At 70.2% G+C, this 13,775-nt stretch carries 8 protein-coding genes and 1 pseudogene; all 9 read right to left on the bottom strand.

From position 1 onward, the window contains the following. Positions 1-41: 41 nt before the first annotated feature. Positions 42-1,646 (bottom strand): acyl--CoA ligase family protein, encoded by a 1,605-nt coding sequence (locus ACOGI9_RS02100; protein ID WP_419858251.1) that lies wholly within the window; start codon positions 1,644-1,646, stop codon positions 42-44. Beyond that, positions 1,643-4,285: a CehA/McbA family metallohydrolase gene (locus tag ACOGI9_RS02095; RefSeq protein WP_419858250.1), complete on the bottom strand. Its 2,643-nt coding sequence runs from the start codon at positions 4,283-4,285 to the stop codon at positions 1,643-1,645. Before ACOGI9_RS02095 ends, ACOGI9_RS02100 begins: the two co-directional genes overlap by 4 nt. A gap of 129 nt (positions 4,286-4,414) precedes the next feature. Further along, positions 4,415-4,735 carry a GYD domain-containing protein gene (locus tag ACOGI9_RS02090; RefSeq protein WP_419858249.1) on the bottom strand — a complete coding sequence of 107 codons (321 nt, stop codon included), beginning with the start codon at positions 4,733-4,735 and terminating at the stop codon, positions 4,415-4,417. Between the two features lie 47 nt (positions 4,736-4,782). Further along, entirely contained in the window at positions 4,783-6,789 is a 2,007-nt protein-coding gene (locus ACOGI9_RS02085; protein ID WP_419858248.1) for an ankyrin repeat domain-containing protein, read from the bottom strand. A 2-nt stretch (positions 6,790-6,791) separates the two neighbouring features. Beyond that, a complete protein-coding gene (locus ACOGI9_RS02080; protein WP_419858247.1) occupies positions 6,792-8,228 on the bottom strand; it encodes a DUF1552 domain-containing protein in 1,437 nt (478 codons plus the stop codon). 46 nt (positions 8,229-8,274) lie between these two features. After that, complete coding sequence (locus ACOGI9_RS02075) at positions 8,275-9,084, bottom strand: DUF1588 domain-containing protein (protein WP_419858246.1); 810 nt, start codon at positions 9,082-9,084, stop codon at positions 8,275-8,277. A 121-nt stretch (positions 9,085-9,205) separates the two neighbouring features. Further along, positions 9,206-10,435, bottom strand: a pseudogene (locus tag ACOGI9_RS02070) (DUF1587 domain-containing protein); the annotation flags it as partial. A gap of 482 nt (positions 10,436-10,917) precedes the next feature. Continuing rightward, complete coding sequence (locus ACOGI9_RS02065) at positions 10,918-12,363, bottom strand: alpha-hydroxy acid oxidase (protein ID WP_419858245.1); 1,446 nt, start codon at positions 12,361-12,363, stop codon at positions 10,918-10,920. Continuing rightward, a complete protein-coding gene (locus ACOGI9_RS02060) occupies positions 12,360-13,772 on the bottom strand; it encodes an aldo/keto reductase (RefSeq protein ID WP_419858244.1) in 1,413 nt (470 codons plus the stop codon). The genes ACOGI9_RS02065 and ACOGI9_RS02060 overlap by 4 nt, the downstream gene beginning before the upstream one ends. Positions 13,773-13,775 lie beyond the last annotated feature (3 nt).

The raw sequence follows: 13,775 nt of genomic DNA, 5'->3' as shown, positions 1-13,775 counted from the left end.
CGGGAACGTCTTCAGGTGCTGGACGGGCTTTCAGGTGGCGGTCAGTTGATGCGCTTGTCGCGGCCGGTCCATTCGCGGTCGCGGAGGACGTATTTCTGGACCTTGCCGGTGGAGGTCTTGGGGAGGGGGCCGAACTCGATCGCGTCGGGGCACTTGAAGTGGGCGATGCGGTCGCGGCAGAAGTCGATGATCTCCCCCTCCGTGGCGTCGGCTTCCGGCTTCAGCGTGACGAAGGCCTTGGGGCGTTCGCCCCATTCGTCGTGGGGGATGGCGATGACGGCGCATTCCAGCACCGCGGGGTGGCGGGCGACGGTCTGCTCGACCTCGATGGTGGAGATGTTCTCGCCGCCGGAGATGATGATGTCCTTGGCCCGGTCCCGGAGTTCCACGTAGCCGTCGGGGTGCCACACGGCGAGGTCGCCTGAGTGGAACCAGCCGCCGCGGAAGGCTTCGTCGGTGGCCTCGGGCTGCGCGTAGTAGCCCTTCATGACGATGTTCCCGCGCATCACGACCTCGCCCATCGTCGCGCCGTCGCGCGGCACGTCCCTGCCCTCCTCGTCGACGACCCGCATGAGGTCGGAGGTGACGAACCCCTGGCCCTGGCGGGCGAGCAGCCGGGCCTGCTCGGCGGGCGGGCGCCCGTCCCAGTCCGCGTGCCAGGCGCAGGTGGCGGTGGGGCCGTACGTCTCCGTGAGACCGTAGGCGTGGATCGGGTGGAAGTTCAGCGCCTTCAACTGCTCCAGCAGGGTCGGCGAGGGCGGCGCCCCCGCGATCATCGTCCGCACCGTGTGCTCCAGCGGCCGGGCTGCCGGATCGTTGACGAGCATGATCTGCACGGTCGGCGCCCCGCAGTAGTGCGTGACGCCCTCCGACTCGATGAGCGCCCAGATGCGGCCGGGATCGACCTCCCGCAGGCACACGTGCGTGCCGCCGACGGCGGTCACGGCCCACGTGAAGCACCACCCGTTGCAGTGGAACATGGGGAGGGTCCAGAGATAGACGGCGCCCGGCGTCATCTCCATCTCGATGAGTTCCCCGATCGCGTTCAGGTACGCGCCGCGGTGCGTGTAGACGACGCCCTTGGGGCGGCCCGTCGTCCCCGACGTGTAGTTCATCGAGATCGGGGCTTCCTCGTCCGCGGGGCCGGCCGGCAGCGGGGGCGGTTCGGCCGAGCCGGAATCGAGGCCATCGGCGAGGAACGCCTCGTAGGGGTCGTTGGGCGCCCCGGTGTCGTCGATCCGCACCACCTTCACTCCGGCACCGCGCAGCGCGTCCTCGTCGACGAGGCTCTGGAGGGCCCGGTCGACGAACAGGTACCGCGCTCCGCTGTGCTCCAGGATGTAGGCGATCTCGCCCGCCCCGAGCCGCGTGTTGATCGCGACCAGCACCCCGCGCGCGGCGGGCACCCCGTAGTGCGCTTCGAGCAGGGGCGGCGTGTTCGGAGACAGGAACGCCACCCGGTCTCCCGGCTCGAGCCCGGCGCGGAGCAGTCCCGCCCCCAGCCGCCGCACGCGAAGCTCGAACTCGCGGTAGGAGTAGCTCCGGCCGCCGTGCACGACCGCCGCCTTGTCCGGGTACACGAACGCACTCCGCCGCAGAAACTCGAGCGGCGTGAGTTCGGTCCGATATGGGCTCCGCTCGCTCACCCGCCGCCGGCTTCGGCCAGCAGTCGCCGGTACACGCCCCGGGCCTCATCGAACTGGGCGTAGACGTGGTCCTGCTCCGACTGCGACCGCCAGCCGGGCCACTCACGCGCCTGGCGTTCGAGTTCGTCGATCCATTCGAGGCCGTACTGGGCGCCCGCCGCGTCGCGGATCGCCTCACCTCCGACCGTGAACCAGACGGGGTTCGTGAACCCCTGCGGATAGCCCGCGTCGAGCGGGAACCGCTCCTCGGGCTCGCCCTCCGCCCGCAGGTGGATCCAGCCGCTTCCGTCGATCGCGATGTCACCCGAGTAGGACGCCGACATGCGGTCCTCGGAGAGTTCGAGGTCGAGGACGTCCTCGCCGTCGCGCACGAGCCAGACGCGCGTGAGCGGCACGATCGACCGCACGCTGGCGTCGACGTTCACGCTGGCGGCGCCGGCCCCGAGATCCAGGACGGAACCCGGGATCTCCCCGTTTACCGTGAGTTCGACCAGCGGCCCGTTGGTCACGAACGCCGCGGCGCCGCGCAGGCCCTCGAACCAGCCCTCGGCCGTCAGGCGCCCGTCCGGCGGGCGCACGTAGGTCCGCATCGCGCCCACCAGCGGCGTGGCGTGCAGGTTGCTGATCGAGTCCTCCCCGCCGGTCGCGCACACCCGCACGTCGTTGCTCCACAGCGCGTAGAGCGGGAAGAACCCCGCCCGCTCCGCCGTGGACCACTCGAGCGCGTCGCTCGTCCCGAGCACGGCGTCGACCATGAACCCCTTCCCGCCCATCAGCCCGAACGTGAGCGGGTCCACATCGCCGAAGTAGGGGTGGACGTAGCCCGTCGTCGCCCCCTGGTCCTTCGCCTTCCGCATCATGTCCGTGTTCGACGGATACAGGCTTTCGATCGCCGTCCCCTCGTATCCCGTCGTGAAGGGCGAGATGAGGTGGTCCCGCATCCCGAACATGAACACGTGTCCGTAGAACGGCGGCCGGTACTCCTGCCCGACGATGACGACCATGTCCTCCGTCTCCGCCGACACCGGGTGTTCGCCGCCGCCGGGCACGAAGAACTGGTGGTCGAGGATCCGGTTGTCCTTGTTCGCCACCTGCTCGTTCACGATGTCCTGGTCCTCCGCCGCGGACATGAACATCAGGTTCTCGAGCGTGTTGTGCAGGTTCCCGGCGTAGTTCATGTGGACGTGCGTGGAGCCGTTGTGCCACCCGTCCGCCGACAGGTCCGCGAACCGGTGCAGCGTGACCTCGAGTTCCACCGTGGCATCCGCCTCGATCGCCACCTTCATGCGCTGCGGCTCGATCTCGAAGCCCTTCACGATGGTGAGGTCCGCTTCGCCCGGCGGGAGCGCGACCGTGAACGTCCCGTCCGTGTGGAAGGCCGGGTAACGCCCCCGCTGGCCGATGCGGGCGTACTCGTCGGGCGGGGCGTGGTACTTGCCGTCCGGCCCCAGCAGGGTGACGCGCGCCGCAACGGGGTCCCGTCCGCTCGCGTCCGTGCGCACCGTGACCGAGAGCATGCCGGTCGGCCCCGCGTAGGTGCGCTCCCCGATCTCGATCCGCCGCCGGCCGCCGCCGTAGGTCTCGATGAGTTCGAGTTGCGGGAGGCCACCTTCGTTCGTGATGTAGGCGATCGTCTCGCCGTCGGGCGACCAGCGCGGGTGGAAGGCGTCGTGCTCGAAGAAGGTGAGCTTGTACGGCTCCCCGCCCGTCGTCGGCTGCACGTACAGGTTGTTGAACTGGTCCGCCGCCCCCGCGGTCGACGAGTAGACGAAGCGCCGGCCGTGCAGCGACACGTCCGGCCGCGTGCGGTACAGCGTCTGCTCCCGCAGCACCGTCTGCGCCTCCAGGATCCCGTCCGCGCGCGCCGGCACCCGGATCACGTTGCCCGAGCCCAGCGGGACGTCGCGGTTCGAGACGAGGAGGAGTTCCTCTCCGTCCGGCATCCACGCGGGCGAGATATACATGTCCATGGGCCCGAAGTAGAGCCGGTTGTTCCCGTAGGAGTTGTCGCTCGTGACCGCGATCTCGGGCCCCGCCCAGTCGCCGTCCGCCACCTCCCGGATGTAGACGTTGAAGAACCCGTTGGGCGCGCTCGACACGTAGGCGAGGCGCGTGCCGTCGGGAGAGAACACGGGGTCGGCGTACACGAAATCGTCGTCCGTGAGCGCCCGCGTCTCGCCCGTCTCCGTGTCGAGGATCTCGAGCTGGATCCGCTCGCCGCCGTAGTCGGCGGTGTACGCGATCCAGCGGCCGTCGGGCGAGTAGGACGGGGACGAGTGGTACGTGCCCCCGCGCGTGAGTTCCGTCGCGTCGCCCGTCTCCACGTCCACTTCCCAGACGGAGCCGGCCATCCCCACCGCGATCGACTCGCCGTCGGGTGACCAGGTGGGGAACCACGGCGTCGTCCCCGGCGCCGGCGGCAGGTAGTAGTTGTGCATGTAGTTGCCGCCGTGCCGCACGCCGGGATAGCCGCCGAACGCGGGCGGCGGCTCTTCGTCGAGGAGCGGCGCTACGGGCCGGGCCGAGGCGGACTCGAGCAGCCCCGGCTCGCCGGATATGCCGGGCGCGCCGTCGCCGGGTTCACAGCCGAGGAGGACGCCGACGGAGAGAACGAGAACGGGAGCGGGGCCGATACGCATCGCAGCTCGCAGGCTCGGGGATCGGTGAACAGGGGCCCCCAACTTGCTCCGCGCCAACGGCCCCGCGCAACGCGGTCAGGCGCCTTGTGTTCGGGGCCCGCGATCAGGCCCCGTCTTCGAAGTGGAGCGTCAGGCTCCGGGGAGGCGGTAGGAGACGCCCTGGGCGACGGCCGCGTCGACGGTCGCGGGGTCGATGAGCACGGTCACGGAGACCGTCAGGGCCCCGGCCGCGGCGATGTTCAGCGAGAGCGTCGTGGCGGCGGTCGAGTCGGGAAGATCGGTGATCAGGATGAGATCGTCGTCACCGAAGGCGTAGTAGAAGCCTTCGAGGGTGCCGCCGACGCTCTCGACCGTCTGGCGCAGCGCCTCGCGGCGTCCGGTGCCGCCCTCGGCGATCAGGCCCGTGAGGCCGGACTGCGTGTAGCTCGTGCGGAACATGTACTTGGCCATGGTTCTCCGTATCCGTTTTTGTATGGTTTGGGGTGGTTCTCGGTCGGTCAGCAGGTAAGGCAGTTGTTGTTGTTGTGCGAGCCCAGGCCCTCGAGGAGCGCGACGGTCTCCGGGAAGGGCGAGACGCGCTGCACGGGGCCGTTCGCCATGTCGGCCGTCGTCTGGCCGCGGCGGCTGACCACCGTGACGTCGCCCCCCACTTCCACGAGATAGAGGATCATCTCGTTGTCGCCGCGCGACGCCGCGTTGTGCAGCGCCGTGTAGCCGTTGTGGTCGCGGGCGTTCACGTCCGCGCCGAGTTCCTCGACGAGGTACTTCACGGCAGGTATCCAGCCTTCGGGCGTGTGGCGGTGCGCGTTGCCCGCGAACCCCTCGCCGTATCCGACGCCGGAGGCCGCGTGGATCGGCATCACGCCCGGCCCGCCGGGGGGCACGGGCGGCAGCCCCGAGGCGTCCGGCGCGTTCGCCCGCGCCTGGTCCGCCGCTTCGGCGGCCTCGATCAGCTTCGCCCTCACGTCCGCCGTGAGATTGTCGAGCTCCTTGTCGGGGAACTCCTTCTGCTCCTCCTCCGGCAACTGGTCCCGAATGTCCTGGAGCAGCTTGAGGCGCTCCTCCTGCGGGAGTTCGACGTAGGAGGAGTCGCGCAGCGCGTTCAGCGCCTGCTGTCGCAGGAACTCGTCCGGGGAGAGACGCTGGCGCCGGGGGGGCGCCTTGGTCGGAATGTTCGGGTCGGCCCCGTGCTCGACGAGGAGCTTCATCGCCTCGACGTCCGTCGCGTAGGCGGCCCGCCAGAAGGCGGTGGCGCCGTTGGTGTCGACGAGGCCGCAGTTCCGGTTGCCGCAGCCCGTATAGACCATGTACCACGGATGCCGCGTGATTCGGTGGTTGGGATCCGCGCCCGCGGCGAGGAGCGCCTGTGCCACCTCCAGGTAATTCGCGCGCTGGAGCGACCGCTCCTGCGGCTGCGGGAAGCGGGTGCGCGGCTGCCACCTGGCGTTGATCACCGCCCACAGCGGCGACACCCCGTTGAGTTCGGAAGCGATGTTCGGGTCGGCTCCGCGTTCGAGGAGCATCAGTACGAGGTCGAACTGGCCGTTGATCGCCGCCATCACGAGCGGGCTCGTGCCGTCCGCGGCGCTCACCCGGTCGATGTCCGCGCCGCCGTCGAGAAGAGCGACGGTCGATTCCACGTACCCCTGCCGGACGGCATGCAGGAGGGGCGTCAGCCCACCGATCTTCTCCACGGGGGGCAGGAAGAGGCGACGGAAATCGTTCGGATCCTCTTCCTCTTCTTCCTCCTCCTCCGGCAAGCCCTCGGCATACACCGCGCGACCCGCGCGGACGGCGGCCTGCAGTTCGCCGGGCGTGGGGGCGCGAGCTTCATCCCCCTCTCCGGTGAAGGCCTCGAGCACCTGGGTCTCACGCTGCCGGGCCAGCCGGTCGAGCTTCTCCTGCTCGAGCAGGTCGATGACGAGCGACGTGATGTCGGGGTCGGCGCCGCCCTCCAGCAGGGCCCGGATCGCCTCCGCCCGGTTGCCGGCGGCCGCAAACGTGAGCGGCGTCTGGCCCCACTCCGCCTCGCGCGCGTCGGGATCCGCGCCCGCCCCGAGCAGCACGGAGACGGCCTCGGGGTTCCCGGCCGCGGCGGCCAGGTGGAGCGGCGTCGCGCCGCTCTGCTCCGTCAGGGCCGTCACGTCGGACCCCGCCCCGATCAGGCTGCCGAGAATGTCCGCCGCACCCCTTCGCGCGGCCAGGTGGAGCGGCGTGTACTGCCCGACGCGCGTGACGGCCGCGATGTCGGCGCCGGCGTAGACGAGCATGTCGGTCAACTCCGCGTCGCCGCGCTCGGCCGCCCAGTGCAGGGCGGTCATCCCGTCTCCCTGCGCCGCGTTGACGTCGAGCCCCTGCCGCAGGAGTTCCCGCACCGTCTCGACTTCGCCGCGCATGGCGGCGTCGGCGACGGGCGAATCGGGCGGCGCATGGGGCGTCCCCGCCGAAACGAGGACCGCCGCGCAGAGGACCGCGAATCCGTGCCGGAGCCTGCCCCGTCGCACGATCAGGTCCCCGCGTCCGTCGTGGCCGGGTCGGCCTGGTTGAGCGCCATCGGGCCGGTACTGTCGCCGAACTCGTGCATGTCGTCCACGCCGAGCCCGTGCAGGACGGACAGCATGGCGTTCGCCATCGGCGTCCCGTCCGGAGCCTTGATGTGCAGGTTGCCTTCCAGCATCCCGTTTCCGTGTCCGAGCAGGAAGAGCGGCGCCCGCCGGTGGTTGTGCAGGTTCGCATCGGCCATCGGCGAACCCCACAGGACCACGCTCTGGTCGAGCAGGCTCTCCTCGCCGTGCATCGTGTTCTTGAGCTTGTCGATGAGGTACGGGAGCTGGCCGACGCGGAACTGGTTGATCCTGTTGAACTCCAGCACCGCCTCCTCCCGGTTCCCGTGGTGGGAGGCCGGGTGGAAGGGCCGGTCCGACTCGCTGTCGGGGAAGACCCGGTTCTGCGCGTCGCGACCCGTCTTGAAGGAGATCACGCGCGTCATGTCGGTCTCGAGGGCGAGCACCTGGATGTCGAACAGCATCTGCATGTGCTCGGTGAACGAATCCGGAACGCCGGCCGGCGCCTCGGGCAGGGCGCGCTCCTCGCCGCTCGAATTCCGTCCCTCGACCATCTGAATCCGGCGCTCCAGTTCGCGCACGTTGGTCAGGTACTGGTCCATGCGGCGGGCGTCCTCCGCGCCGAGCGTACGCTGAACGGAGGAGACCTCGCCCGAAATCCAGTCGAGGATGCTGCGCCGCGTGGCCCGCCGCGCCGCCCGCTCCGCCTCGGTGCCTCCGGCGCCGAACAGAAGGTCGAAGGCGACCCGCGGATCGCGGATCATGGGCAGCGGTTCGGTCGGCGACGCCCAGCTCAGCGAGTCGGTGTACGCGCACGAGTAGTTGTACGTGCAGCCGCCCGCCTGATCGAGGTTCTCGATACAGAACTGCATCGACGGCATCGGCGTTTCCTGCCCGAAGCGCTGCGCGTAGATCTGGTCCATCGAGGTGCCGCAGAAGATGTCCGACCCCTGCGTCTGCTTCGGATGGGCCTGCGTGAGGAACACGGCGCTCGAGCGGAAGTGGTCCCCGCCGATCTCGGGCGGCGTGAACGCCTCGGCGTTCCGCACGTCCGTGTTGCTGATGATCGTCAGGTGCTCGCGGTACGGCCGCAGCGAGACGAGCGCGCTCTCATCGATGATCTCGAATTCGCGTCCCGCCTTTTCCGGCGCGAAGAGGAACTTCGTCGCGCCGTGCTCGCGGTTGCACCCCGCGAGGCCGTGCACCTCCTCGATCGCGATGAGCCGGGTCCCCTTCCCCTCCGTCAGGCTCTTCGCGCTCGTCGATCCCCACAGACGGCCCGCCGGAACCATGGCGTCGAGGAACGGCAGGGCGAGCGTGGCCCCCACACCCCGAATGAAGGTCCTGCGAGGCAGGTGCTGTCCAGTGATGAATTCCATGTTCTCCCTCTCGGAACGTCGGACCGCCGCGCGGCCGCTGGGCCGTCTAGCGGCGGTCTTCGGAAACCTCCTCGGAAACCTCTTCTTCTACCGCAGTCGCGGGCATGGCCCGCTTCATCCTGAAGGCATCGCCGTTCACGACGCCCATGATCAGCGACGAAAGTCTGTAGTCGTCCTCTTCCGCGTCTTCCACGATCGACCGGATCCATGGCTGGTCGTAGTACTCGACGCGACGGCCGAGCGCGTACGCGGCCAGGTTCTCCGTGAAGTTCCGGAGCAGCGGCAGCGGGCGCTTCAGGAGCGCGTCGACGAGTTCGGGCGGCGTCTGGACCGGCGTTCCGTCGTAGAAGTCGCCGCGGGTGTCGAGCGGCATCCCGTTCTCGCGCAGGCGCCACTTCCCGGTCACGTCGAAGTTGTCCAGCGCGAGGCCGATGGGATCCATGAACCGGTGGCAGGACCGGCACGCCGGACTCGCGCGGTGCATCTCCATTCGCTCGCGGGTCGTGAGCAGGCGGCCGTCCATCGATTCTTCCGTCTCATCCAGATCCGGCACCCCCGGCGGGGGCGGCGGGGGCGGCGTCCCGAGCAGCACCTCCATCACCCACTTTCCGCGAAGCACCGGAGACGTGCGGTTCGCGAGCGAGGTGAGGACGAGGACGCTGCCGTGGCCGAGGACCCCGACGCGCTCGTCTCCGGGATAGCTCACGCGCTGGAAGTCGCGCCCCGCCACGTTCTCCAACCCGTAGTGGTGGGCCAGGCGCTCGTTCACGAACGTGTAGTCCGCCCGGAAGAAATCGAGCAGGCTCCGATCCTCGCGGATGAGGCTCTGGAAGAGGAGTTCCGTCTCCCGCTTCATGGCGTCCGCGAGGTTCTCGTCGAAGTTCGGATAGAAGTTCGGGTCCGGGACGGACCTTGTAGAGGTCCTGCAGCCGCAGCCACTGGGACACGAAGCGCGAACTCAGAGCCTCGGAGCGTGGATCGGCGAGCATGCGGCGCGCCTGCCGCTCCAGTTCGCCGGCATCGGACAGCCGTCCCTCGACCGCCGCGGCGCGCAGTTCCTCGTCGGGCGGCAGGCCCCAGAGGAAGAACGAGAGCCGCGAGGCGAGGTCGATGCCCTCCAGCGCGTAGGTCTCTCCGCTCCTGACGCCTTCGGGCTCGCGCTCGAGCCGGAGGACGAAGAAGGGGCTCGCGAGGACCGCCTCGAGGGCCATGCGCACGCCGACTTCGAACCCGCCCTGCTCGACGCCCATGTCGTAGAACGTCATCAGGCCGTCGACCTCGCTCGGTTCGAGCGGGCGGCGGTAGGCGCTGCGCGCGAGGTCGGTCAGGATGCCGCGGGCGCAGGGCCGCTCCTCGACGGACGACGTGGGCCGGCAGGTGAAGATGCGCTTGCGGACCGGCGACTCCGACACCCCGGTCGGATTGTGCGGCCCGCCGATGATGAGGTCCTGCAGGTGCGGCAGCGTCGTGACCCCGCCGCCGCCCGAACCGCCGCCGGCGTTGGACCACACGTGCGGCCGGATCAGGTCCTCGTACGGCCCCTCCTGCCGCCGGATGAAGGCCGCGGAGACGCGGTGCTGGCCGGCGCGGACGAAGACCGGTTCCGTTTCGACGGGCGTGAAGCCGCGGTCATCCGCCCCGCCGCCGCGCCGCGTGTAGTGGAGGAGCGCGACCCGCTCGCCGCCGACCGAGATGTCGATGTCCTCCATGCGGGAGTTCGCGCCGGAGGTGAAGACGAGCGAGAAGGTGTACTCGCCGTCGGCCGGGAAGGTGTGCTCCACGACCATCCCGCCGCGCGTCCCGAACGGGGCCCCCTCCACATGGTCCCACGGGTGCTGCGACACGTACTGCGAGTTCTTGTACGTCGTGTTGACCGGCGGCGCGTTGCGGTCGCCTACCGCCATGCGGCTGATCTCGGCCGCCCCGTTCAGGTAGGCGTCGAGGAGCGTCGGCGAGAGCGCCTGCACGTCGGCGATATTGTCGAAGTTGGCGCTCATCTGGTCGTTGGGGAGCCACTTCCCGGCGTCGACCTCGAGCCCCAGCAGGTCGCGGATCGCCCGTTCGTACTCGGGGCGGTTGAGCCGCTGGAAGGTGCGGCCGCCGGGGTTCGGGTTCCGCGCCGCGGCGTCGTCGACGATGTCCTCGAGCGTCTCGACGAGTTCGAGGAGTTCCTCCTCCGGAGGACGGCGCACGCCGGGCGGCGGCATCATGCCGGCGCGCAGCTTGCGGATCATCTTCTCGGCGGTCGCCGCCTCCTCGTCCGCGGCGTCCACATCGAACGATTCGAGGGTGAGGTTGCCCGCGAACCGGCGGCTGTTGTGGCAGTTCGTGCAGACGCCCTGGACGATGTCGTTCGGGTCCGCCGCGACGGGGGCGACGGTCGCCGGAGACGGGGACGGGGCGGGCGCGTGGACGAACTCGGCGACCGAACCGACGCCGGGCTGGCCGGCGGCCCCCTCTACGGCCGCGGCGGACGCGACCCGGCCTTCCTGCGCGGGGAGGCTCGCGGGGACCGCGAGAACCAGCGCCAGGGCCGCGCCGACCGTGCGGATCGCCATCATTCTGTACGCTTCCTGTCGGGGCATTGAAACCGCTTTTTCGAACCGGTTCGCAATCGGCGTATTAAAAGATGTATCCGCATAACACGCTAAGCACGGAACCCGCTGTGTGGCAAGCGGCGGGAACCCGTTCAGGAGTCGCGCCAGCGCACCGATTCGGGGGTGATCCCGTCCACCGTGCGGGCGCCGAGAAGCGCCATCGTGCGCCGGAACCCGTCGTCGAACCACTTGAGGACGAGGTCCACGCCCCGCTCGCCGCCGGCACCGAGCGCGTAGAAGTAGGCGCGGCCCGTCAGACAGGCCTTCGCCCCGAGCGCGACGGCCTTCGCGATGTCGCTGCCGCGGCGGATCCCGCCGTCGATGAGGACATCGAGCCGGTCCCCGACCGCGTCCGCCACCGGTTGCACCAGCTCCAGCGTCGGGGGCGCGTCATCGAGCTGCCGTCCGCCGTGGTTCGAGATCACGATCCCCTCCGCGCCGGCGTCCGCCGCGAGGACGGCATCCTCCACCGTCTGGATGCCCTTGATGACGATGGGACCGTCCCAGATCGAGCGCAGCCAGTCCACGTCATCCCAGGCCAGCTTCGGATCGAACTGCTCGTTCACGTACTGCGCGAGACCCATGGCGTCGACGCCCCCCGCCCCGCCCGCCGCGTCCCGGCTCACGGCGCTCGAGAAGATGATCGGCTCGGACGTGAGGAAGTCCCACGTCCAGCCGGGTTTGCGGATGCCGTCCACGAAGGTGTCGAGGCCGAGTTGCGGGGGGAGCGTGAAGCCGTAGCGCACGTCCCGCTCGCGCCGCCCGAGCACCGCGACATCGACCGTGAGCAGGAGCGCCTCGTAGCCGGACTCGCGGGCCCGCTCGACGAGTTCCGCGACGAGGCCGCGGTCCTTCCACACGTAGACCTGGAACCATCGGGGACCGGAACTGACGGCCGCCACCTCCTCGATCGAGCGGGTGCCGAGCGTCGAGAGGCTGTACGTGATCCCCGCCCGCGCCGCGGCCCGGGCCACGGCGAGTTCGCCCTCCGAGTCCGCGATGCGGCTGAACCCGGTGGGGGCGAGGATGAGCGGCAGCGGGTGGCGCCGGCCGAGGACCGTCACGCCGGGGTCCACGTTCGTCACATCCCGCAGGACGCGGGGCCGGAACTCGAGCCGGTGGAAGGCGTTGCAGTTCCGCCCCTGGGTGCGCTCGTCCTCCGCCGCCCCGTCGATGTAGCCGAACACGCCGCGCGGGAGCCGGCGGCGCGCGACCTCCCGCAGGTCCTCGACGCTCGCGCAGCGGCCGAGCCGGCGCGCGACGGGGCTCAACTCGAGCTTCCTGAAGCGGACGACGGAGCGCAGCGTCTTCAGCATCGAGACCTCCGAGACCCCGAACGCCACGGCGAAGAGCGTGCCTGCGGCAAAGCCGAGGATCGCGAGCACGGGAGGCCAGATGTCCACGAGCGACGCCATGGGAAGTCCCCCCGGCAGCGTGTCGGCGAGGATCTCGATGACCGCCCCGACGAACGCTCCGGCGAGGGCCCACAGCAGGGCCATGCGGACGACCCCGCGGATGTGTCGTCGCCTCTTCTTCACGGCTCCCTCCCGACCCGGGCGTCGGCTTCGATCTCCACCCGGTATCCTGACCCGATGAGACCCGCCTGGACCAGCGTGTTGACGGGACGGATGCCGCCGAAACGGTGCCCGTGCGCGCGGGCCACGGGCTCCCAGTCCGCCAGTTCCGGTACGAAGATCCGGGTCCGGACCACGTCCTCGAGGCGTCCTCCCAGCGCTTCGATCGCCCCCTCGATCTTGTCGATGACGAAGTGCGTCTGCGAGGCGGGGTCGTCCCCTCCGACCAGGCGGTCCCCGTGCGTGGCCGTCGTCCCGGAGACCGCAATGCGATCGCCCGTCCGCACCGCCCGGCTGTAGCCCGCGATGTCCTCCCACACCGTGCCGGAGTCCACGCGCGTCCGGCCCCCGGTCCCGGTCCGGACGGGATACGGCGACGGCAGCTCGTCCAGGTGATCGCTCAGGTCGCCCGCCGCCGTCAGGTAGGGAGGCCGCCGATACTCGTCTCCGCAGTCTCCCGGAACGGGGTCCAGCGACCCGCTCGCCGCCGCCAGCGTTTTTCGGTCCGCCGCGTCGAGCTTCAGCGACGAGAGGCGCAGGTTGTCGGCGATGTGCTCGCGGCGCCCCAGCCGCGCGCCGATGATCACGCCCGCCACGGCGGGCCGGTCGAGGATGGCGCGCGCCGCGACGTTCGCCATCGAGACGCCGTGCTTCTGGGCCACCGCCCGGACCGCGGCGAGCAGCACCTGAAGCCGGCCCCAGCCGCCCGCCGCCTCGACGAAGCGGCGGTACTTCATCTCGGACCACGTCTTCACGCCGTCCGCCCCCGGGTCCTCCACGTCGAACCAGCGCTCGGTCAGGAGGCCGCCCGCCAGCGTTCCGTAGGCGAGAAGCTGGACCCCGTGCCTGAGACAGACCTCCGTCATCGCGTCCGCGGCGCGTCCGTCGAGAAGGGAATAGGAGACCTGGTTCGAGACCACGTCGATGCCGGTGTGGAGCACCATGTCGAGGTGGACGGCGTCGAAGTTCGTGAGTCCGAGGTGTCGAATCAGCCCTTCGTCCTTCAGTTCCTGGAGGGCGAACAGGCAGTCGAGCCAGCTCGGATCCGGGTAGTGCCAGGCGTGGAACTGGAGGAGGTCGATCGCGTCCGTCCGCAGGCGCCGGAGCGACCGCTCCACGGCTTCGCGCACCGTCTCCGGCGTGTGCGGACCCGGCGCGGGCGTCCACTTGGTGAGGAGTTGCATGTCTCCGTCGCGATGCGGGGCCCGGGACGCGCACGCACCGGCAATCTCCTCGGCCGAACCGTAGTGGTCCGCCATGTCGAACGTCGTGAAGCCGGCCGCCGTGTAGGCATCCATGGCGGCCGCGGCGGCCTCGATGTCGATCGGGCCCTCGCGTTCCAGGTCGGCGACCTGCCACAGTCCGGTCAGCACCCG

The sequence above is a fragment of the Candidatus Palauibacter irciniicola genome (genome assembly GCF_965208695.1).
In the GTDB taxonomy this organism is placed as follows: domain Bacteria; phylum Gemmatimonadota; class Gemmatimonadetes; order Palauibacterales; family Palauibacteraceae; genus Palauibacter; species Palauibacter irciniicola.
The sequence above is the reverse complement of the archived record's forward strand: the minus strand, read 5'-3'. Positions and strand labels throughout refer to the sequence as shown.

What these genes read in the sequence shown, in the direction of transcription:
- ACOGI9_RS02095 (WP_419858250.1), bottom strand. Translation starts at nt 4,285, where the DNA reads ATGCGTATCGGCCCCGCTCCCGTTCTCGTTCTCTCCGTCGGCGTCCTC.
- ACOGI9_RS02090 (WP_419858249.1), bottom strand. Translation starts at nt 4,735, where the DNA reads ATGGCCAAGTACATGTTCCGCACGAGCTACACGCAGTCCGGCCTCACG.
- ACOGI9_RS02080 (WP_419858247.1), bottom strand. Translation starts at nt 8,228, where the DNA reads ATGGAATTCATCACTGGACAGCACCTGCCTCGCAGGACCTTCATTCGG.
- ACOGI9_RS02075 (WP_419858246.1), bottom strand. Translation starts at nt 9,084, where the DNA reads ATGAAGCGGGAGACGGAACTCCTCTTCCAGAGCCTCATCCGCGAGGAT.